16 protein-coding genes are annotated in these 22,136 nt (G+C 35.1%); 4 read left to right on the forward strand and 12 right to left on the reverse strand.

Features of this window, described 5'->3' with window-relative positions; all coding sequences use genetic code 11:
- Positions 1–626: 626 nt before the first annotated feature.
- The 3 genes from I7822_RS07115 to I7822_RS07125 form a co-directional block, all read right to left on the reverse strand.
- Complete coding sequence (locus tag I7822_RS07115; protein WP_207976448.1) at positions 627–1,967, reverse strand: aspartate aminotransferase family protein; 1,341 nt, start codon at positions 1,965–1,967, stop codon at positions 627–629.
- Positions 1,968–2,005: 38 nt separating this feature from the next.
- Entirely contained in the window at positions 2,006–3,463 is a 1,458-nt protein-coding gene (locus I7822_RS07120) for a CoA-acylating methylmalonate-semialdehyde dehydrogenase (RefSeq protein ID WP_207976449.1), read from the reverse strand.
- 330 nt (positions 3,464–3,793) lie between these two features.
- Entirely contained in the window at positions 3,794–5,416 is a 1,623-nt protein-coding gene (locus I7822_RS07125; RefSeq protein WP_207976451.1) for a PucR family transcriptional regulator, read from the reverse strand.
- 585 nt (positions 5,417–6,001) lie between these two features.
- Here I7822_RS07125 and I7822_RS07130 point away from each other — a divergent pair.
- Positions 6,002–6,886 carry a LysR family transcriptional regulator gene (locus I7822_RS07130; protein ID WP_307847698.1) on the forward strand — a complete coding sequence of 295 codons (885 nt, stop codon included), beginning with the start codon at positions 6,002–6,004 and terminating at the stop codon, positions 6,884–6,886.
- A 136-nt stretch (positions 6,887–7,022) separates the two neighbouring features.
- Here the strand turns inward: I7822_RS07130 and I7822_RS29835 are convergent, their stop codons facing one another.
- Positions 7,023–7,217, reverse strand: coding sequence for a DnaD domain protein (locus tag I7822_RS29835; RefSeq protein ID WP_307847699.1), 195 nt, complete (start codon positions 7,215–7,217; stop codon positions 7,023–7,025).
- A 468-nt stretch (positions 7,218–7,685) separates the two neighbouring features.
- Between I7822_RS29835 and I7822_RS07140 the strand changes: the two genes are divergently transcribed.
- Complete coding sequence (locus tag I7822_RS07140; protein ID WP_207976453.1) at positions 7,686–8,510, forward strand: STAS domain-containing protein; 825 nt, start codon at positions 7,686–7,688, stop codon at positions 8,508–8,510.
- Between the two features lie 501 nt (positions 8,511–9,011).
- Here the strand turns inward: I7822_RS07140 and I7822_RS07145 are convergent.
- The 3 genes from I7822_RS07145 to I7822_RS07155 form a co-directional block, all read right to left on the reverse strand.
- Complete coding sequence (locus I7822_RS07145; protein WP_207976455.1) at positions 9,012–9,782, reverse strand: SDR family NAD(P)-dependent oxidoreductase; 771 nt, start codon at positions 9,780–9,782, stop codon at positions 9,012–9,014.
- A 296-nt stretch (positions 9,783–10,078) separates the two neighbouring features.
- Positions 10,079–10,864, reverse strand: a complete 786-nt coding sequence (locus I7822_RS07150) for an SDR family oxidoreductase (protein WP_207976457.1) — start codon at positions 10,862–10,864, stop codon at positions 10,079–10,081.
- Positions 10,865–11,165: 301 nt separating this feature from the next.
- Positions 11,166–11,903 (reverse strand): SDR family NAD(P)-dependent oxidoreductase, encoded by a 738-nt coding sequence (locus I7822_RS07155; RefSeq protein ID WP_207976459.1) that lies wholly within the window; start codon positions 11,901–11,903, stop codon positions 11,166–11,168.
- 193 nt (positions 11,904–12,096) lie between these two features.
- Between I7822_RS07155 and I7822_RS07160 the strand changes: the two genes are divergently transcribed.
- Positions 12,097–12,705, forward strand: coding sequence for a TetR/AcrR family transcriptional regulator (locus tag I7822_RS07160; RefSeq protein ID WP_207976461.1), 609 nt, complete (start codon positions 12,097–12,099; stop codon positions 12,703–12,705).
- 495 nt (positions 12,706–13,200) lie between these two features.
- On the opposite strand, the gene I7822_RS07165 is transcribed toward I7822_RS07160, so the two are convergent.
- From I7822_RS07165 to I7822_RS07185, 5 genes are all read right to left on the reverse strand, one after another.
- Entirely contained in the window at positions 13,201–14,079 is an 879-nt protein-coding gene (locus I7822_RS07165; RefSeq protein ID WP_207976462.1) for a carbohydrate ABC transporter permease, read from the reverse strand.
- A 9-nt stretch (positions 14,080–14,088) separates the two neighbouring features.
- Positions 14,089–15,072 (reverse strand): ABC transporter permease, encoded by a 984-nt coding sequence (locus I7822_RS07170; protein WP_207976464.1) that lies wholly within the window; start codon positions 15,070–15,072, stop codon positions 14,089–14,091.
- Between the two features lie 85 nt (positions 15,073–15,157).
- Complete coding sequence (locus I7822_RS07175) at positions 15,158–16,795, reverse strand: extracellular solute-binding protein (protein WP_243459334.1); 1,638 nt, start codon at positions 16,793–16,795, stop codon at positions 15,158–15,160.
- 319 nt (positions 16,796–17,114) lie between these two features.
- Positions 17,115–19,439: an AraC family transcriptional regulator gene (locus I7822_RS07180; protein ID WP_207976465.1), complete on the reverse strand. Its 2,325-nt coding sequence runs from the start codon at positions 19,437–19,439 to the stop codon at positions 17,115–17,117.
- A gap of 209 nt (positions 19,440–19,648) precedes the next feature.
- On the reverse strand, positions 19,649–21,046 hold the full coding sequence (locus I7822_RS07185; RefSeq protein ID WP_372442122.1) for a family 4 glycosyl hydrolase: 1,398 nt from the start codon (positions 21,044–21,046) through the stop codon (positions 19,649–19,651).
- A 189-nt stretch (positions 21,047–21,235) separates the two neighbouring features.
- Between I7822_RS07185 and I7822_RS07190 the strand changes: the two genes are divergently transcribed.
- Entirely contained in the window at positions 21,236–22,072 is an 837-nt protein-coding gene (locus tag I7822_RS07190) for an AraC family transcriptional regulator (RefSeq protein WP_243459335.1), read from the forward strand.
- The last annotated feature ends 64 nt before the right edge of the window (positions 22,073–22,136 follow it).

The raw sequence follows: 22,136 nt of genomic DNA on the forward strand, positions 1-22,136 counted from the left end.
TGAGTGGTATCATTGCTAACTAATACGGATTCAATGTCTGCTTTTTCTAAAATCACTATGATCACCTCTTCATCAAATTGTACAAGTTGTAAAATGAAACACTATATAACTATCACTATATTAAAGATACATCAGACTTTTAGCCTCTTCATTGGACAGTGTGTAAAACTTATCTGCTTTTCTATTTAACATTGCTCAAATGAAAATGAACTTATGAGATCTTAATATAAGGCTGACTCGCCAAACTTTGTTGCTATTTATCAAGTATTACGGTGTGGTTGATTTCCGTTACAGGCATTCGCTTTCCGCAGACGGTCCGGGAGACTCCTCGGCGCGTCCCCTGTGGTTTACCTTTTACACGCTTCTCCTGAAGGAATCTCATGTTTCCTCTCCAATCAACAAAGTGCAAAAAATCAACATAGCCAGAATAAAAAAACAGATCGCTTCAAAGAAACGTCTGCTTATATTAGCTTCCCATCATTTTTTGTGTCGAGAAAATTACTTATTTATCTTTATTCATCTGATCCTAAACGGTTAGATATCCCGCTTCAGAACCGCTCCCTTTAAACGTTAGGAAATTTTTTCTATATTTCTATTTACTCCCTTTATTAAAGATAGCTTGTAATCTATAATTGGAATATGCTTTCCTTTAATGTTTTGATAATAAAAGAAAAGTCTTCTTCTGTAATACTTAATGGTGGAGATAACTGCAAAATATTATTGAATCCTGCAACTGTGTCACCATTTTTACCGATAATCAGCCCTTTATCTTTACAAAGGCTTATTACCTTATTCACTTTATCAAGACTTGCAGGTTCTTTCGTTTGCTTGTTCTCTACTAATTCGATTCCTAAAAGAAGTCCTTTCCCACGTACATCTCCTACATTTGGATGATCTTTTATATCTTCAAGTTCATATAAAAGACGTTCTCCTAACTCTTTAGAGCGTTCGACTAGTTTCTCATTTTCCATAATTTCCAGATTTTTTAAAGCTAAAGCGCAAGCAGCAGGATTTCCTCCGAATGTATTAACATGTCGGAAACGATCATAGTCGTCACTACCTGTATAGGCCTCATAGATTTCTCTTTTCACTGCCGTTGCTGATAAAGGAAGATATGCACTTGTAATTCCTTTTGCCATTGTAATAATATCTGGTTTGACACCATAGTTCATAAATCCAAACGGTTTTCCCGTCCGGCCAAATCCACAAATTACTTCATCACAAATCAGCAACGCCCCGTGCTTTTCACATATTTCTTTTACTTTTGCCATATAATCATCTGGCGGCATTAAAATCCCACCACCAGTAATAATTGGCTCCATAATGACACCAGCAATTGTTTGGCTTAACTCCCATGTCATAACACGATCAATTTCATTAGCACTTTCCAATGTATGAACATCTTCCGGGTTGCGATACGTATCAGGTGGTGCTACATGTAAAAATCCTTGACCTAGTGGTTCATATTTATACTTTCGTTGCGCTTGACCAGTCGCTGCAAGAGCTCCCATTGAATTACCATGGTAAGCCCGGTAGCGTGAAATAAATTTATAGCGGTTATGATCCCCTTTTTGATGATGATATTGACGGGCAATCTTAAACGCTGTTTCGTTTGCTTCAGAACCACTATTAGAGAAGAAAATAACATAATCATCTCCAAGCCATTCATTCAGCTTTTCAGCTAGTTTTATAGCAGGAACATGACTATGTGCTAAAGGAAAATATGGCATTTCCACAAGTTGGTCATATGCAGCTTTTGCAAGTTCTTTTCGACCATAGCCTACATTGACACACCAAAGACCTGACATACCATCTAAATAACGATTACCGTCGATATCCGTCACCCATGCTCCATCTGCCTCGGTAATAATTAAATTAGAAGAGTTTGGAGCCGCTCCTCTCATTGCATGCCAAAGGTACTTCTCATCCGTTTTCTGCAAATTCTGTGTTTGATATATTGCTTGCACATTAATCAACCCCAATATCCTTATTTAAGTTTCTAAGATTAGTAACGAGCAGTAAGCATTTTTTTTCGAGTATAGAATTCAACTCCATCTTTACCATTCGCATGAAGATCACCATAAAATGATTTCTTATAACCTGAGAATGGGAAGAATGCCATTGGTGCAGGAACTCCAAGATTGACCCCAAGCATACCTGCATCGATTTCTTCACGGAACTCACGAATTGCTTTAGCACTATCAGTATAGAGACATGCACCATTTGCGAATTCAGACTTATTTGTTAGTTCAATTGCTTCCTCTAAATTTCCCACTCGAACGATTGATAAAACAGGAGCAAATATTTCATCTTTCCAAATGGACATGTCAGGTTTCACATTGTCAAACAACGTTGGTCCAACAAAGTATCCTTTTTCATTTTCGGCACCATTTCTTCCATCTCGAATAAGAGTAGCCCCTTCCGCTTCCCCAATTTCAATGTAATTAATCGTGCGGCTTTTATGTGACTCACGAATAACTGGTCCAAGGAATACACCTTCTTCTAAACCGTTTCCTATCTTAATTTCATCTGCTGCTTGTTTTAGTCGGGCAATTAATTCATCAGCAACACTTCCAACAGCAACTACTACTGAAGCTGCCATACAACGTTCACCAGCAGAACCAAATGCTGCACCGATAATATTATTCACAGCATTATCTAAATTAGCATCTGGCATGACAATGGAATGATTCTTTGCACCTGCAAGGGCTTGAACACGTTTACCATTAGCTGCTGCTGTTTTATATACATACTCAGCGACAGGTTGAGAACCAACAAACGAAACAGCCTTTACATCCTCATTTTCCAAAATGCCATTAACGACGTCATGCGCACCATGTATGATGTTTAATACACCATCTGGAAGACCTGCTTCTTTGAATAGCTCCGCTAAACGATTTGCCAATAAAGGTGTTCTTTCAGACGGCTTTAATACAAATGTATTCCCACATGCTATTGCGAGCGGAAACATCCAACAAGGAACCATCATAGGGAAGTTAAAAGGTGTTATCCCTCCAATTACACCAACTGGATAACGGTACATACCAGATTCAACACCAGTAGCAATATCAGGTAGTTGTTCTCCCATCATTAATGTTGGTGCACCTGCAGCAAATTCAACACATTCTATCCCTCGCTGTACTTCCCCGTACGCTTCGTTGTAACTTTTACCATTTTCTAAAGTGATTAGTTTCGCTAATTCATTCCAGTTCTCTACTAAAAGTTGCTGATAGCGGAATAAAATTCGAGCACGTTTAGGGACAGCAACTTTCTTCCATTTTATAAATGCTTCATTTGCAGCTCTAACTGCATGATCTAAATCTTCCCTAGTCGAAATAGGCACTCGTGCTATAACTTTTCCTGTTGCTGGATTTGGCACTTCTTCCATTTGTCTACTTGAAGATTCTACCCATTGTCCACTAATAAAGTTTTTTAATGTTTGTACAGTTTGTGTTACCTCCATTTATGAAACCTCCTATTTTTTTCGTATATTTAACTTCTTGAGCTAATTATATTTGTTATCAATATCACCCTTCATTGGACACTGTGTAAAATATTTATCAATTATTTTCTACATTAATAGTTGTACAAAACGAAAAGGTATACATATTGTCTTATTTAGGATAGAAACACAGACTTAATTTTTACGGATAATAAATAGGTATATTTTCTAAATAGGGTTAAAAGGATTATGGCAACTATGTAAAAAACCCTTACAAAATCTCGTTAAGAGTCTGCAAGGGTTAGTCCTGACTTTATAATAAATATAGGTTACATATAGGTGTAAAGTTGACTATGACGACTTCACAGAAGCAAATTCATAGGATGAAATTGCTGCAGTAGTATATGCATAAGCAGATATTGCCACTTCAATTGCTTGACGTTTATAAGACTCCATGAAATCTCTTCCAATTAATTCATAGATTTTATCAAGTCGATGATAAAGTGTTTGTCGAACGATATGAAGATGTTCCGCTGTCTCCTTTTTCGCGCCTTTACATTGCAAAAATATTTTTAACGTTCTTAGTAACTCACCGTTAGTCTTTTGATCATGTTGAATGATCGGTCCAATATAATCTGAAATGAATTCACTAAGTACACCTTGTTCATTAGCAGCTAAAACTAATCTAAATATATAGAGATCCTCGTAAAAATAAGCCTTTAATTCACTTGGCATTTTTTCTCGAATACTTAGTGTTTCTTTGGCTGAAAGGTAGCTACTTTTTATATGACTTAAATCTTTTACAAATTTCCCCACACTAAAATCTAGTTGGGAAAATTTCTTCTTCTTAATAAAGTCAGACTTTACTAAACAATCAATACTCTCTTGTATTCTTCTCTTAAAATCTTCTCTTTTCCAGATATTAAGAAGGATGAAAACAATTTGATTTTTTTGAATATGAAATAACAAATAAATGCCTCTCTGTTCAAAGATAGATCGAAAGTAAACTTTTAAGTAAGTGAATTCCGAAATTAATTTATCTAAATTATCAGCCTTACAAATCATCACAGAGCATACATTTGGGTTAAGGTTCGGTTCCAGCTCTAGGAGGTAGCGATTAATTTGTTCATTTCTATATTCTCCTTCAATCCAACACCCTACCCACTCGGATTCTTTAGCCATCCTTTGTTCTTCAACATATAGCTCCCGCAATAAGCATTGAGCTAATGCTGTAGCACTACGATCTAAAATAAGTGTTTCAAACTCTGTAATTGGTTCGGACTCTGAAATGATAAACAGATCTGCAAATGTCTGACTCAGTGCCTGTACCGATTGGTGGGCAACGCTCATTCCCTTTGGTATTCTATTCTCTTTTATGAGTTGATAAATTTCATTTTGTTTATCCTTATCTTTTTTAGAAATTACTTTAACTTTTCCTTGATTTGAAATATAGAAAACATTCATTTTTAAGTGCTCGTGTAAAAGTTGTAAGATTCTTTGTTGTGGATTAGAGGAAAGAAGCAACTGATTTAACCTATTCGAATATTCTTCAAGATCAGAAAGGATTTTGTAATGTTTTTTAATTAAGAGGCTATGAATTTCTTGTGTAATATCTATGAACCTTACTTCTTTGGAGAATACGATTATAGGAAAATCATGAGCGTCCGCTAAGTTTTTTATCTCTTTGGGTATAGCAGAAATGTAAGTACCAAGTTCAATACAAAGTCCAGATGCATTCGAATCTATAGATTGTTGAACTAATGACATAAAAACATCTTGATCACTTTTCCATCCGATTCCTGTTGAAAGAATAAGTTCATTCCCATTTAAGAGATTTTCAATCGTAGTAACTTCAAGAACATGTACCCATCGTACAGGTCTAAAAAGACCAGCACTCCCCGCTATTACTTTTGCATGTTTAAAATGTTTACTTTGTAAAATTTCGTGCACCGATAATTTAACTTCGAAGTTCATTAGTTACTCCCCCCGCTTATGAAAAAATATTAATATCCTGTTATTGCAATTTCAGGCTTAATCTATCACTTGCGTAAATTAAGTTTAATATAAATCATATCGCCTTTTCTCAAAACAAATATCCGAACAATTCTGATAATTAACTCTACTGGAGTACTACACTTCTCTTAATGTAAATATTATACACATAAACTTTTATTATCGTTCAATAAGACTGTTACATATTCTTACAAAATAATTTATAAAACGAGTTATCGAACAAAACACACAACTTTCAAATGTTATAATTAATAGGTTTTTATTTCGTTGTTTTTTGTAAGCGCTTAAAAAATACACCATAAAATTATATAAGAATAATTAACAATTCCTAGATTGAACAAATTATATTAACTTGAAATAATAATTAGTTTAAAAATAGACATTCTCCAATCCTATTGCAGGAAATATGAATAATTTTATCCAAATTTAATGAATGGCACTTTTGTTTGATTTGTTATGTTTATTATACTTTAGTGACTATCCATGAGTAAAATGAATGTTTATAATATAATACATGAGATGAATTAATGTGAAAAGGAGAAATTAATGATGACACTTAATCGTTTTGAAGTTTTTTACACAGTAGTAGAATCAGGCAGCCTTACCAAAGCAGGAGAAATATTGAAAATTACACAATCAGGAATCAGTCATGCAATTTCTAGTCTAGAAAGTGAGTTTGGTTTTTCTTTACTTACCAGAGGTCGAGCGGGCATAAATTTAACAGAGAACGGTGAACGCATGCTTATATATATTCGTGACATTTTAACTTTAAATAATAGAATGAAACAAGAAGCAGCAGCAATTAACGGGTTAGAGGTCGGTGAAGTAAGAATAGGTACATTCACAAGTATTACTACTCAATGGTTACCAAATATCATCAAAATTTTTGAAGAGCATCATCCAAGTATTGTTGTTAGATTGTTTGAAGGTGATTATTCTACCATAGAACAATGGATTTCCGATGGAGTAATAGATTGTGGATTTCTCAGTTTACCAACACAGAAGTCACTTGAATTTCTGCCATTAAAAAAAGATAGGATGCTTTGTATTCTTTCTGACAAACACCCCCTACATAATCAGGATAATATATCTTTCAATCAAATACAGAAAGAATCCTTAATTATGCCAAAAGAAGGATGGGACAACGAGATAAAAGAAATTTTCAAGGAAAATGAAATAAATCCTACAATTAAATTCGAGGTCTCAGATGATCAAGCCATTATTTCAATGGTAGAAAATAACTTAGGTATAAGCATACGACCTGAAATGACCTTATCAAATATCCCAAAAAGCATTCGAGTGCTGAATTTAGAGGTTGAGTCTTATCGTTTTATTGGAATAGCCAAAAAAACAAACTCATCTCCTGCCACTAATAAATTCATTGATTATGTTCATTCGTGGTTAAGCGAAAACAACCTAATGGATTATTAAGTTCATTCACTCTAAATCCACTTGGAATCGCTATTCTAGCAGGAAACGATTCGGTTGATTGCTTATGCTTTGGTATTAGATTTTGATTCTCATGAAAAGAATCAATTTCTCCCACGGTCAGTAAAGATTCATTTTCCTAGTTTTTCAGAATTCCAATCACATCGTTTAGCTTCCTCTTGTTATTAGCACAGGCAATTGTCACGGCTTTTAAGATCATGTCTTTAGGCTGTAAAAAGCTAGAATCATCTAACCAAGATAACAGCTGCTTTTTAGCATTCACGTTTGAAAAACCAAATCCATTGTTGTCCCAAAACTCTACGATATCTTTCACATTTCTCGTTTCTTTATTTTGTGATTGATCCTCTATGTCTTATCACTTTAAATATTTTAAATGGAATTATTAAATATAGGTAAAAAATTCATTAAAGTTGTTTACTTAAGGAGGTAAGGGGGTAATTACTATTGGGGATATTATACAACCATGAAAAGTCCACATAGTTTAAATTATTATTAACTTACGAACTTAGATAATTAGTATAAAAACAAAGATCATTTGACACTGAAATGAAAATAACTATGAACATGATTTCACTGAGTACTAATGGAATAAAGATAATTTTCTTATTTGAGGATCTTTTGTCTAGTGGAAGTAAAAACAGAGATTTTGAAAAAACAATTGTAAATGAAGGAAAATTTCCCAGTCATTATCCTGTGTGTTTTTTATTTTGTACTTCCATTCATTTTAAAATAGATGAAGGCAGTAGATTTCAATAAACTTACAAAAAAGGGGGAATAAGCAATGAAATTCAACTACCTAGCCACATATCAATTAAAAGATTTTTTTGAGAATAATATTAATAATTTTGAAGAGTTGCTTCTTTCTGAGGCTGTTAATGTAAAAGTTAAGATTAATGAAATCTTACAAATTGGAAATATTGATCTTGTAAATAATGCAAAAAATCTCGTTATCTATATTATTAATAAAAAAGAAAAAGAACTTCAGCTGTTTGCAAAGCAAGAAGGTATTGCTTGGGCGACTCATTCAATTGACTTATCATTTAAATTAGAGTGGATACAAGCCATTCGTAGAACGGTTTGGTTTCTTATAAAAGAGTATAACCGATTAACGAATGAACAGATCATTATCAACTTTTTTACTCTTGAAAAAGAAATAAATAACCGGATTGACGATTTTTTAAATTCCTTCTTTATTAGTTATTCTAAATACAAAGATTCTTTGATTAAAGCACATAGAGAGTTGGTTGAGAATTTATCAGTACCAATTATCCCAATAAATTCTACCGTCTGCATTTTACCATTAATTGGGACTGTTGATAAATTTCGAACAAATATCCTAGAGGAAAAAGTACTAACTGAAATTGGAGTCACCCGCATTCAAACTTTGATTATTGATCTATCAGGTATCGCTAATATGGAAGTTGAAGTAATTGATCATTTATTAAAAATAATAGAGGGAGCTTCTATGATGGGATGTAAATCCGTTATTACCGGATTAAGGGCTGAGGTAGTACGAAAAATGATCCACCTTGGCTGCTCATTTGACAAAAACACAAAAACTTTAGGCACACTCCAACAAGCTTTACAAGAATATTTACGTCAATAGACTCTATTCAAAGGCAAAGGTAAGAACCTCAGAGATAAACTCAAGCTTTTTTCAAAGTAAAAAAGCTTCAACTCCTTATCTACCAAGGGATTAAAGCTTCTCTTTTGATGATCGGAGAGGGATATATATATCTTTAAAGAGAATAATTCACCTAGACCTACAAATAAGAAATCAGTAAGGTTAGTTTTTATGCTCATTTTTTTATAGTTAGTTTTCTAGTTAACTACTTCATTTTACATGGGAATAATAGTTGGAATTTCTATTCAAGAAAAGAAGACACCACTTTTGGAATAAAGTAAGATATCCTCTTTTAAAATAGTTTTTATTGTCTAGGAAATTAATAAAATTCTTGTATGTGGATAAGCGCTTGGCATCCAGCTCCAGCGCCTAGCCCCTCTTGGGTCTAAGCCACTTAAGAATTGAAGGTAAAGAACACCTTCTATTCTTAAGTGGCTTATTTGCCCGAGGCTGTTCAAGGAGCATGCGCTTTTGTTCTTGTATTTAACGACTAGTGTAGCCAGCATCTGCGTGTATAGTAGTACCAGTTACATAAGAAGATTGATCTGAAGCTAACCATAGACTTGCTTGTGCTATTTCTTCAGGCTGACCAAACCTACCTAATAGACTTAGCTGAGGTGCAAATTCTTCTTCAGTTTGCCCAGTTTCTTCCAACGCTCCTCTTAACATTGGAGTATCAATCGCCCCTGGCGCTACAGTATTAACACGAATATTTTTATCACCGTTTTCTAGTGCCGCAACCTTAGTCATTCCTACTACCCCATGTTTAGCTGCAACATAGGCAATATTATTTGGTTGAGGACGGAAAGCACTTACTGATGATATATTAACAATACTTCCGCCTTGTCCTTGCTTAATCATTTGTTGTAATTCATATTTCATACATAATGCTGTTCCAGTAAGATCGATTGAGATTAGCTTGTTCCAATAATCTTCATCAAACTCGGCTGCAGGGGCATTATCCGGCGTTAATGCAGCATTATTAACGGCAACATCAAGACGCCCAAATTTTTCAACAGTTTTGGCAACCATATTTTGTACTTGATCAGATTTAGAAATATCAACTTTTACAAAATATGCTGTTCCTCCATTTGCTTCAATTTCAGAAACGGCTGCTATTCCCTTTTCTTCATTAAAGTCTGCTACCACTACTTTTGCTTTTGCTTCTGCAAAAAGCTTTGCTGTAGCAAGTCCCATCCCCATTGCTGCACCTGTTACAATAGCCACTTTACCCTCTAATACTGGAAATGTCATATAAATCCCTCCAAAATCTCTTTTTAATTTCAATATCTTTTATCCACTATAGTCTCCTAGAAAATAATTTACTGTTCTTTTAAGAATGTGAAGGATAGTCTCATTATCCAAGTATGATTGGAAGTTATCTCCAACCTTGTACTAATCAAAAATTTTCCTCAACCATTTTCTTTGGATAACAGGACTAAATCCATCTTTTCAGATCTACCAATGCTATTTTTGCACCTTCATTTGCAAATGCTTTTGCGGCAGAAATTTGTTAAATTAAATCTATAGGCGTACTATCAATACACCTCTTAATATTTATAAGATTGTCCACCATCGATTGGAATAACGGTTGCGTTGATAAAGTTGGCTTGATCAGATAGTAGGAATGCCACCAAATAACCTACTTCTTCTGGTTTACCGAAACGTTTCATTGGGTTTGGCTCAACAAATTGTTTCCCTACTTCTTCCCAGTTGTCTGGATCAATTTGTTTTAATGATCCTTCGACCATTGGTGTCATGATTGCTCCTGGTGCAATGGCTTTGATGCTAATTCCATATTGCCCATATTCAATTCCAGAGTTTCTTGTTAATCCTACAACTCCGTGTTTACTAGCAGCATAACCAGATTGGTTTCCTACCCCACGAATACCACCAACAGAAGCTGTATTAACAATAGAGCCAAAACCTTGTTCTCTCATGACTTTCAACACGTATTTCATACCATAAAACACACCATTTAAGTTAATACTGACTACTTTATCGAATTCATCATTGCCAAAATCCTCTGTTAGGTTTTGTTTTCCTTCGATCCCTGCGTTGTTGAAGAAACCATCGATTTTCTCAAATTTCTCAACTGTTTCTTTTACATAGTTTTCAACTGCTTTTTCATCTGCCACATTCGCTGTGATAAGCAAGACATCTGCGTTTGGTGAAACCTCTAACACTTTACTTTTTGTTTCTTCTAGTGAAGCTGAGTTTAAATCAACGAGTGAAAGCTTTGCTCCTTCTTTTGCCATTTGTAAGGCAGAGGCTTGGCCTAAACCAGATCCTGCTCCTGTAATTAATATCACTTTCCCATCAAATCGATTGCTCATTTGAAATTTCCTCCTTTTATTATTAAGGCTGACTCGCCGAACTTTGTTGCTATTTAGCGAGTAGTGCGGTGTGGTTGATTGCATCGAGAGATGCTCGCTTTCCGCGGGGCGGTGAGCCTCCTCGACGTAAACGCCTGCATGAGTCTCACCTGTCCCGCTGCTCCCGTAGGAGTCTCGCAATCCGTTCCAATCAACCTGAAACAGTTTTCGTTATAAAAGTAACAATCTCTTAGAAAAGAGCCATTATTAAAAACTATTTACTGTTTCAATCTTGATCCAATAGAAACGTCTTTTAGGATTATTATTGTGCTGTATACCCTCCGTCAACAGTTAAGAAACTACCAGTCATGAATGAAGAATCATCAGATGCCATGAATAAAACTGCTTTTGCCATTTCATCTGCTTTACCAAGTCGTTTAATCGGTGTAGCTGATGCTAAAGCTTGCTTGCTTTCTTCCGGTATAATTGGTGTATCAATAAAACCTGGACATAATGCGTTAAGACGAATATTTTTTTCCGCATATTCAAGTGCAAGTGAACGAGTTAAGTTAATTACGCCACCTTTTGCTGCGTTATAAGCTGCTGAACCAGGTGATCCAACCAAACCGTACATAGATGCCGTATTAACAATCGTACCGCCACCTGTTTTTAACATTTCGCGAATGGCTTCACGTGCTACTAAGAAAACACCATCTAAGTCAACATTTACGGTTTTACGCCATTCTAAGTAATCTAAATCATGTGAAGGGTGTACACGGCCAATACCTGCATTATTGAAGACAACATCCACTTTGCCGAAAGTGTCAACGGTTTGTCTAAAGATATTTGCAACGTCTTCTTCACTCGTAATATCTGCTTTTATAAAAAGAGCTTCAGCATTAAGCGCTTTCAACTCTGCTTCAAAGGCTTTACCTTTTTCCTCATTTAAATCTACTAGAACTACTTTGGCTCCTTCTGAAACGAATAATCTTGCTGTTGCTGCCCCAATACCAGATGCTCCCCCGGTAATCACAGCTACTTTGTCTTGTAATTTACCCATTCTACATCCTCCTAGTATGAAAATTACTATCCTTGTTCTAAAGAAAAGTACTATACAGATCTATTATCTGTTCTATTTTCCTTACAATTTAATGGTACTACTTTGTTCACATTTAACAATCATTAAGATATCATTAAGTGTCTACTAGTTAGACACTTATGTTGAAACTGTCTATTTAGAGAGAGGTTTTATCATGAATAACGAAAAAAATCCAACATCAGGGCGACAAAATCGGACAAAAGCACATTTAAAGCAAGCATTGATTGAACTCATAAAAGAAAAAGGTTACCATTCCGTTACTGTAAAAAACATTGTCGATTATGCCGCTTATAATCGCAGTACCTTTTATATCCATTATCCAGATAAAATTGAATTAGCTGAAGATTTACTTGTTTCCATGCTCCAAGGGTTAGAAGCATCAGTAGGCAAACCATATGTACCTGGTCACAAGGTTTATACAGACAAGCTAAAAGCACCATCTTTAAATATCGTTTCTTATATCTATAAAAACCGTACATTTTTTGAACTAATTAACTACGATGACACGTTACCAGGACTACACACACGGTTCCCTCAAACGATCTTGAAAATTTATAATGAACAATTTATTTTTGAAACAATCAACAATATCCCAGTCAATATGGATTATTTTAAACGTTATACAGCCTATGGCTTTTACGGACTCCTTCGTAATTGGATCCAAAATGGATTCAAAGAAACCCAAGAGGAGTTTATCCAAGAAGTCATTGATCTATCGAAAACACATATTTACTCACTTGAGTATATTGGAAAAAGGAACTAAGTAAGAGTTGGATAGGGGAACTAAATAAGAGTTGGATAGGGGAACTAAATTAAAAGCTAATGGTTATTGTATCCCAATTGTCATAATACAAATCCATTAGCTGCTTATGAGAGATGGGCAACCTTTTCTAAATGACGTATAGTTTTACAAAAATGGGTTTGCCTAATGTTTTTTCCAATTGTTATTTTTGTTGATAACTATAAAATTTATGTTTTCTTATTCTCCTCAGATTAAGAAAACATTTAATTTTCCCAATTCGCAAACACCTCTCTTCAAGGTCTATTACGTAATAATTTTACTGTAATACACAGTTGCAGTTTACTATTTTGGACATAGAAACTTCCCAAAAATTAATTATTTTTAATTCATTATACAAAAAGTACCCTATAGGTAGACCTTTTTTCAAAGTGTCTACTCTAGAGAGTACCTTTTTAAAACTACTTTCCCTTTATGCTATTTAATAACCACCACTAACCTGCAATAATTCGAATCTATTTAACCTTTTATTCCACCTATCATAACGCCCTTAACAAAATACTTTTGTAAGAAAGGGTATAAACAAAGGATCGGTAATGTTGCTATAACTATAGTAGCGTATTTTACAGTCTCACCAATAGGAATAGCATCCACTGAGCCAATTCCTGATGTCATGCTGCTTGTGTCGTTTGCAATTAAAATTTCACGCAAAATCAGCTGAACTGGAAATAGCTCCCTATCTTGCAAGTAAATCATCGCAGGGAACCACGAGTTCCAATGATATACTCCATAGAAAAGGATCATCACAGAGACGACAGGTAGCGATAATGGCAGAATAATTTTGAAAAGAATGGTAAAATCATTTGCACCATCAATTCGAGCTGACTCTTCTAAACTAGCAGGTATACCTTGAAAGGCAGTACGCATGATAATAAGATTAAACGCGCTTACTGCTGTTGGAAGAATCAACGCCCAACGTGTATCAATCATATTCAATTCACTAACAAGCAAGTAAGAGGGAATTAGCCCCCCTTCAAAAAACATCGTGAAGACAATCATAAACATAATCAAGTTACCCCACATCACATTTTTTCTAGAAAGTGCATAGGCACCTAAAGATGTTAAAAATATGTTTATAGCTGTACCAACGACTACATAGAACAATGTGTTAAGGTAAGAAGTAACAATCATTGGGTTTTTAAATACCATTATATACGCTTCAATAGTGAAATCCTTTGGAGCAAGCATGATCCCTCTATTTTGGGCAACATAAGTTGGATCACTTAAAGATGCAAATAAAATATAAAGTAGTGGGTATAACGTTATTATCGATAAAAGAAAAAGAAATATTATATTCCCATAATCAAATAATCGCTCTCCCAGTGTTTTTTTCATCATGTATCCCTCCTACCACAATTTAGTGTCTCCAACTTTCCTTGCTATACCATTAGCTATGACTAATAACGTAAAGGCTATGACCGCCTTAAACAGACCTACAGCGGCACTGTAGCTGAAGTCACTCTCTAGGATACCTTTTCTGTAAACATAAGTTCCGATTACATCAGCAGTTTCGTAGGTTGTTGGATTGTACATTAATAATATTTTTTCATCACCTACTGTCATAAACTTACCAATAAGCAAGATTAACAAGATTACAACTGTTGGCATGATCCCTGGTAACGTAATATGAATCATTTGTTTAAAGCGACCGGCACCATCCATCTTTGCAGCTTCATACAACGCTGGATCAATATTAGACATAGCCGCAAGAAAAATAATGGAACTCCAACCAACGTTTTGCCAAATATCTGATCCTATAAAAAGTGTTCTGAACCATTCTGCTTCTCGCATAAAAGCAACCGGTTCGATGCCAAATAAAAATACTAATATGTCATTAACCACACCGTCTCTTGCTGTAAAATCAAATAATATACCCACTATAACTACTAGCGAGACGAAGTGAGGCATGTACGTAATCGTTTGGACAGTTCGTTTGAATATTCTTCCTCTCACTTCATTAAGTAATAATGCCAGGATGATTCCTGCAGGAAAGGCAAAAAGCAAACTAAAAAGGCTAAGTAGAATGGTATTTCTCAAGAGTCGCCAAAAATAGAAACTATTAAAAAATTCTTTAAAATGTTCAAAACCTACCCAAGGACTTCCAAGAAAACCAAGTACAGGTGAGTAATCTTTGAAAGCAATTTGTAATCCATACATAGGTCCATATTGGAAGATAATATAATATAGTACAACCGGGGAAACCATTAAGTAGATAACTTTATTTCTTCGGAAATCTTTTGTTACATTCTCTATAAAGTTACCAGCTTTTGTACCTAAGCTACTTTTAGTCTTTGAGTTTAAAGTTGTAACTTCCTTCTCTAATTTCGCCATTACTCCACCCCTTTCTCTATAATATAAGAATGTTTTATACGCTGTTGTGTTGAGGCTCTCTCAACACAACAGCATATACACTGAATTATCTTGCCAAATAACGGTCTAAAGCAGCTTGTTGAAGTTCAATTGCCCTTTCAATACCCATTCCTTTTAATGTTTCAACGAAATCATCAAAATTATCTATTGGCTCTTCGCCCATGATGAATCTAATAACTGTTTCATCATAATAAGTGTTTAAGTCACTCATAATTGAGTTGAATTCTTCACTTTCTTCAGCACTTAAAGTAATTGGAGGCAGATTAATTTTATTCTCTGCTGTTTCCCCCCAAATCTTAGCCGCTTCTTTTTGTTCAGGTAATTCATAGTATTGTTCTAAATAACGTTTATCTTGAATAAGTGGTCCACCATAAGAAGCTCTAATATATTTACCTAGAGCTTGTGTCATCGGTAAACCATCTGGATTATCAGTAATTTCCTCCGTGTAAGTAGGGTATCCGTCTATCATTTCATAGCTTTCACCTTCAATACCAAAGTTAAAGAGCATATGTCCTTCCTCTGAGTATGCAAAATCAAGCCATTTAACAATTTCTTCTGGATTCTCAGCTGAACCTGAAATGGCAGCACTATGCATACCTGAATAAGCATGCTCTAAATGACCTGTCGCTGCCTTTTCCCCTTCTTTAAGGCTAGGATTAGGAGCTGGTGAAAGCTTAAAATCAGGATTTTTATCTTCCATTAACCCGGTATATTTACCAATTCCACCACCACTAAAGCCAAAGAAACTACCAAGTTGTTCATTTGTTACCTTGGCATCCATTAACTTAGAATCAATTGCAGCAAAATCTGGATCAAGTAATCCCTTCTCATACCAACTATTCATCGTTGTTAAGAATTCTTTAAATTCTGGTTGAATTGACCCGTATTTGACAGTCCCATTGTCGTTATAGAATTGAGCATGGATTCCATATGCTCCGACAAATGCTCCAATATTCTTAAAATCATTAAGTTGAACAACAAGCGGAATTTCATCCATTTCACCATTTCCGTTAGGGTCTTCATTTTTAAAGGCTGTTAATACTTCTTCCCACTCACTAATCGTCGATGGTACATCTAAATTAAGTTTGTCCAGCCAATCTTGACGGGTGATCATCCCCAAAAATACCATTAATGATTCATCGCCACGAAGGAAAGGTAACGTATATATATTCCCATCATCGGTAGTAACCATTTTCTTTACTTCTGGGTTTTCATTTAGATATTGATTTAGATTTGGTGCATAATGTTCTATCAATTCATTCAAGCGTATGATTGTCCCTGCTTCAATCGCATGATCGGGACCATTTGGAACAGTCCGCCAATTGTACTCAATAACATCAGGTAACTTTCCAGATGCAACCATAAGATTAAACTGTTCCGTAATATCCGTCCCTTCCCCTGATGGATGTTTAAACTCAACCTTTGTACCTGTAATCTTTTCTAACTCTTGATATGCTGCAACATCGTTTAGGCTTTTTGATGTTGCTGCCACATTAGGAACTAATTCAGTCCAATAAGTAATTTCATCTGGATATCCTACCTCCGCTGGATCCTTTAGTTCTATTTCTTCTCCTTCTTTCTCATTTCCCTCACTAGATGTCTCATTGCCTGAACATCCAACAACTAATAGTAAAAATATTAGAAGTAAGAATAATCTTGATAGCGTTTTCATTGTTTTCGGCATATTGATGCAGACCTCCCTGTTATATTTAATTTGAAAACTTGTTTCGAACTAAGCATAAGTCAATTAAAGGCTAAAGCGATATAGTACATCCTTTTGATTTGTTATCAATATGTTAGAAATGGTCATTATCTCTTCATTATCACGTTATCAATTCTTTATATATCGATATATTTAGTAGCTGGCACTTAATCTACACATAAAACCCTCTACCCAAGATGTAAGTCCTAAGACTTAAATGGGAGAGGGTTATTAATACAAGTCCTATAACATTTAAATAATGTGTCAGTATCCTTGAAATAATAATTGCTGAAAAAAAAAATTAAAAACTATATTGCCCCTTTACTAATTTCCTATACTGACCAGGTGTAACCCCCTCCACTTTTTTAAAGACCCTGATTAAACCAACACTGTTCGCATAACCTACTTTTGTTGCAATTTCCGATATAGTAAGTTTTCGATCTTGCAGCAACTTCTTTGATTCTTCAATTCTAACCTGAGTAATGAAATCGGATAGTGTAATACCACCTTGCTTTTTGAAAAAAGAAGACAAATAGGATGGATTCATCGTAAAATGTTCAGCTATCATTCCAAGACTAAGCATATTTTCATTAAAATTCTCTTGAATGAAAAGTACAATTTCTTTGTATAAGCGTTCGCCTTGAGTTGATTGATTTTCTTGAATTTTAAGACAGTAGTCGTAATACAGAGACTTTATTTTATTCTGCAACTCTTCGACTGTCCTGCATTCTGCAATAGCTTTAAATGGATTATGCATCTCTATAGCCCTCTTTTTATCTTCGCCACCTAAAGTACTTTGCAACTTAATCCAAGTACTTAATAAATCATAAGATAAACATTTGCTTATCTCTGGTGTCAATGCTTGTTGCACATTATGACTAAATATCTGGTCAAGGGCTTGTTCTACATTGACATAATCACCATTTTTGGCAAAGTTAAGGATCTGAACCTCCGTTTCCACAGGATAATGGTAATCATATCCACTATTATTCTTAATATCATGATAAAAAATAACGGAATTTGGTCCTTTTATCATTCTATAATCTAACGCCTTGACTGACTCCCAGTAACATTCAGAGATTTTATACAGCCCTTGATGAATTTGACTGATGGCTACGGAAATCTTTATACCGAATTGTTGATCTAAGATGTCCATTAATTCTCTAATACGATTAAGTTGTTTAATTCTCTCACCTTCTGAATCATCACGAAGGGTATTTAGAATGATTAGCTTATCCCGATCTATTTCAATTGTATATCCAATATCCTCAAATAACTCTTCACTAAGGTTAGTGATAATAAATCTGGTTAACACCCATTTCGTATCAACATTTTCTTTTGTAAACTGACAGTTATCATCAATTTGGAGAAGGATCACGCTGAAATATTCTGAATTAAAGCTAACACCCATACTATCTAACTCTTTTTTATAAATAGTAGATACGTCAACTTGTCCTCTTATTAAGCGTAAAATGAAATTAGATCTGATAACTGGTTCTTGTTGAGAAACGATACGTTTTAATTGTGATTGTTTATTCATAGAACTTACTATTGTTTCCTTAATCAATTCCATTTCATTTGTGTATTTGCCATTTGCTCTATTGGTACCGATAACAGTTTTAACTACCTCCCGAATTGGTCGATAATTTCTATTTGCTAAATAATAAGAGACAACAATTCCTATAATAATAGATATAAACATCATACCTAGTGCCCATGATTTCACATTATTTACTTCTGATAACACAAACTCCCGGGGTACTAAAGATACATACGTCCATCCATTTTTCTCTGACTTAGTATAGGAAGCAATCATATCACTCCCATTAATCTCTTTTGAAAAAAAACCTTGATTATCATTTAATAACGGTCTAATTTCTGAAAAAACCCCTTCATTATCACTGGTAGACATCATCATCTCTTTGTTCTCATTAGCTATGTACATAACACCTTTGTTTAAGCCCTCGATTTGTTGTAGCATCTCTCTGATCTGATGTTCATCAATATGGATCATCAGTGCTCCTTTTACATCTGAAATTTCACCATACGGCAATGATTGTATAAATGTAATGATGTGCTCCTGTCCAGAATTCATCATTACTTTCTCCGAAGGAAAATAACTGTTCAGATGAAAGCCGGACAATCTATTATTCATTATTTCTCGATATGTACTATTTTCGTAACGCTTAATATGGTTAAAAAACATAAATGAATCCGTTTTCATTTTTGGTGAGAGTAACACATCAGATTCGGAAAAATACACATAATAGTCATTAATATATGTACTTACCGTCTGATATCTATTTAACTCCTTTACGTAGTCAATATATTCGTAATTACTTATATTTTGTTGGTTCTTCATCAACCGATCTAACTTCTGATCTAAGGAGATTTGTAATGATAATTGCTCGACTTCTTTAAATCTATTATCCAGTACATCTCGTACTTGCTCCAACATAGCAGTATTTGAACTATTTGCGTTTTCCACCATAATGGATTCAATCCTATTAAATAGAAATATGCCAATAATAACTGGTAAAAGTAATACGATTAAATACGAAACTAGGAGCTTGATAAAGACAGATTTGCGTATTTTATCCACACTAAATCGATTCCATTTTAACATTACCTTCACCTCGTAACATAAGTAATTACACCTTCTTCAAACAAATTCCTTTATGTTTTTCGTTTCTTCTTTAGTAAATTACACTTTATTAATATTTATTTTTGTAATTATATTACTAATAAATATGTCTATTTCAAGATTTGTAATGGAAAAAGCACCCCGGTTGAGGTGCAAGTGTGTAACAACACGTATAATTCTGTTCTAGATGTTTATACAAGGTCCTTTGCATACCAATGCTCAGGAATAATATCCTTTTCCAATTCTAAAAGTTCTTCAATGATTTGATCGGCATCTGCAATGGAGTTAACGAGAGGATCTGTCAGCATAGCCCTTCTAAGCTTCTTACGGTCGCCTTCCACAACGGCTTCCGCTGTTAATTCATGTGTATCCAGTACTAGCTCCTGCATGCCACGAATCCCACGAGGCATCTCGCCAACAGGTAAAGGCTTTATCCCATCCATAGTGACTTCACATAACAGTTCGAGGAATGAATCATCGTTCATATTCGTTACCGCACCTTGATTAAGTGTGTTAATGTAGAACGGTTTCCCTAATCCGCCCACCATATTTTCAATAATATCTGTCGCATGGTCCGGAGCAAATGTATTCATATACTCACTGATTGGTGTTTCACCGCTTAGGAAACTATCAATCTGCCGCCACATCTCATCATGTCGCATATAACGGTCTTCCGTTTCCCAAATCGATAATGGCGGTATCGTATCTTCCAGCTTACCGAGCCCTTGCCAATAAGGAACGTATTCCTTTGTATGAGCAGTACAAGTTGGAACATAGCCAAAGATGTCATACAGTTGATAGCTGATGGCATCATTGTAAAGAGCCTTGGCACCTGTGTCACCACCTACTGTTTCCGTCTCCGCCGAACGTTTCAATGATTCAGCAATTGTAGGAAGGACATCTTTTCCTTCATACTCCGCTTTTAACAGCCAAGTGAAGTGATTTACTCCGGCAATGCGTAAATTGAATTTACGGTCGATTTCTTCGGAGTACTCACTTTTGTCATTGATAATTCCCGCTCGTTCAGCATAGATAATTTTCTTATGTGGCATATGATGCGAATCACACAAAGCAAAAGTTTTTAAGTTCGGTGCATATCTTTTTAACGCCATTCCATGGACCGTCGACGGGTTAATATAATTAATCACCCAAGCTTCGGGACAAATTTCTTCAATGTCCTTTGCACACTCCATAATCATAGGAAGCTCGCGCATCGCTCTGAAAACCCCACCTGGTCCGATAGTATCACCAGAGCACATTCTTATTCCATACTTTTCGGAAATCTCACAGTCTATTCCCCTGTACTTTACCGTATCCTTAGCAAAACTAAGTACAACAAAGTCCGCATCTTGAAGAACTTGCTTGCTGTCAACCGATCCCTCAATCTTCAAATCTACTTTATTAGCATCGACAACCATTTGGGCTAAATTGACCAATTTGTTTAACCGTTCTTCGTTTGTATCTACTAAAGCTAAAGTACCTTTGTTTAGATGTTTAGAATGAACCATTTGCCAAATACACTGGCGACCGAAAAACAAACTCCCTGCTCCTAACACGACTACCTTAGGCTTCTGAATAGTAATAGAAATCCCCTCCAATTTATTTGTTCTCTACAATTATAGAAAACGGATACAAAAATAGAAATGTAAGAGAGTAATCACTTCATGTCAAATAGTAATATAAGATAATCCTAAAAAATTCATATGTTATAATAAACAAATAAGAAAATGTCTAAAAGTATCAATAATATGTCTAAAAGTATGGGGGTGGTTTTACCGATGGATAGTTTAGATATTTTCAACGAACTTTCAGAGCTCATCAAGCTCCAAATAAATTCTTGTAGCGAAGTTGCGCATCCCAATAGTTGGATTGAGAGAAGGCAACATAAGGATTATGACTTATGGTGCATTCAAGAAGGAAGGATTGAAATTCGTATTCAAGAAGAGGTGTATCTCGCTTCTGAGGGAGATTTGATTCTTTTCACTCCAAAGGTTGCCTATACTGCTACAACTCTAAGTACCAGTTGCAAATTTATATTCACACACTTTGATCTTAGTCTCGGGAATCATCTTCGAATACTAGACAATTTTCAGCTGTCTGGCATTATTGATAGCACGCTTGTTGAAGAGGAGATTCTCCTTTTTTTGGATACGTATGACCAATATAAACGTAGTGCCCCAATGTCAGGGATTCGTTTGAAAGGATGTTTGACGATTTTAATCGCTAAGATTATGGAACAGTATGGTAGTAAACAATATCGTGGGGAATTCGTGCATTATCCAACTAATCAGAAGTTGACCATGGATTTGGTTAAGCTTCAGCCTGTATTTGATTTTATCCATGAACACCTTCATCAAACAATTCGAGTTGAAGAGATTGCTGCAATTGCCGGTATGTCAGAGAAGTATTTTATCTCTTATTTTAAGCAAGCTCTTGGTCTGACACCAGGACGCTACATTTATCAATTAAAAATGAACCGTGCTCGAGAATTATTGTACCTTAAACGCTATTCGATCCAGCAAATTGCGAGTATGCTCGGATACCCTGATCCTTACAGTTTCTCTAAAGCGTTTAAAAAATATTATAAAGTGCCGCCCTCTAAGTTTGTTTGGTAAGTTTAAATGTTCTATTGATGGTCGCAAATCCTTACTGTTTCCAAAATTAGTCAGTTTCTCAAAG

Source organism: Metabacillus bambusae (assembly GCF_017497975.1).
Taxonomy (GTDB): Bacteria; Bacillota; Bacilli; order Bacillales; family Bacillaceae; genus Metabacillus; species Metabacillus bambusae.

Bases quoted from the DNA above. Each gene is read 5' to 3' on its own strand.
- I7822_RS07120 (WP_207976449.1), bottom strand. From the start codon at position 3,463: ATGGAGGTAACACAAACTGTACAAACATTAAAAAACTTTATTAGTGGA.
- I7822_RS07125 (WP_207976451.1), bottom strand. From the start codon at position 5,416: ATGAACTTCGAAGTTAAATTATCGGTGCACGAAATTTTACAAAGTAAA.
- I7822_RS07130 (WP_307847698.1), top strand. From the start codon at position 6,002: ATGATGACACTTAATCGTTTTGAAGTTTTTTACACAGTAGTAGAATCA.
- I7822_RS07140 (WP_207976453.1), top strand. From the start codon at position 7,686: ATGAAATTCAACTACCTAGCCACATATCAATTAAAAGATTTTTTTGAG.
- I7822_RS07145 (WP_207976455.1), bottom strand. From the start codon at position 9,782: ATGACATTTCCAGTATTAGAGGGTAAAGTGGCTATTGTAACAGGTGCA.
- I7822_RS07150 (WP_207976457.1), bottom strand. From the start codon at position 10,864: ATGAGCAATCGATTTGATGGGAAAGTGATATTAATTACAGGAGCAGGA.
- I7822_RS07155 (WP_207976459.1), bottom strand. From the start codon at position 11,903: ATGGGTAAATTACAAGACAAAGTAGCTGTGATTACCGGGGGAGCATCT.
- I7822_RS07160 (WP_207976461.1), top strand. From the start codon at position 12,097: ATGAATAACGAAAAAAATCCAACATCAGGGCGACAAAATCGGACAAAA.
- I7822_RS07165 (WP_207976462.1), bottom strand. From the start codon at position 14,079: ATGATGAAAAAAACACTGGGAGAGCGATTATTTGATTATGGGAATATA.
- I7822_RS07170 (WP_207976464.1), bottom strand. From the start codon at position 15,072: ATGGCGAAATTAGAGAAGGAAGTTACAACTTTAAACTCAAAGACTAAA.
- I7822_RS07175 (WP_243459334.1), bottom strand. From the start codon at position 16,795: ATGCCGAAAACAATGAAAACGCTATCAAGATTATTCTTACTTCTAATA.
- I7822_RS07180 (WP_207976465.1), bottom strand. From the start codon at position 19,439: ATGTTAAAATGGAATCGATTTAGTGTGGATAAAATACGCAAATCTGTC.
- I7822_RS07190 (WP_243459335.1), top strand. From the start codon at position 21,236: ATGGATAGTTTAGATATTTTCAACGAACTTTCAGAGCTCATCAAGCTC.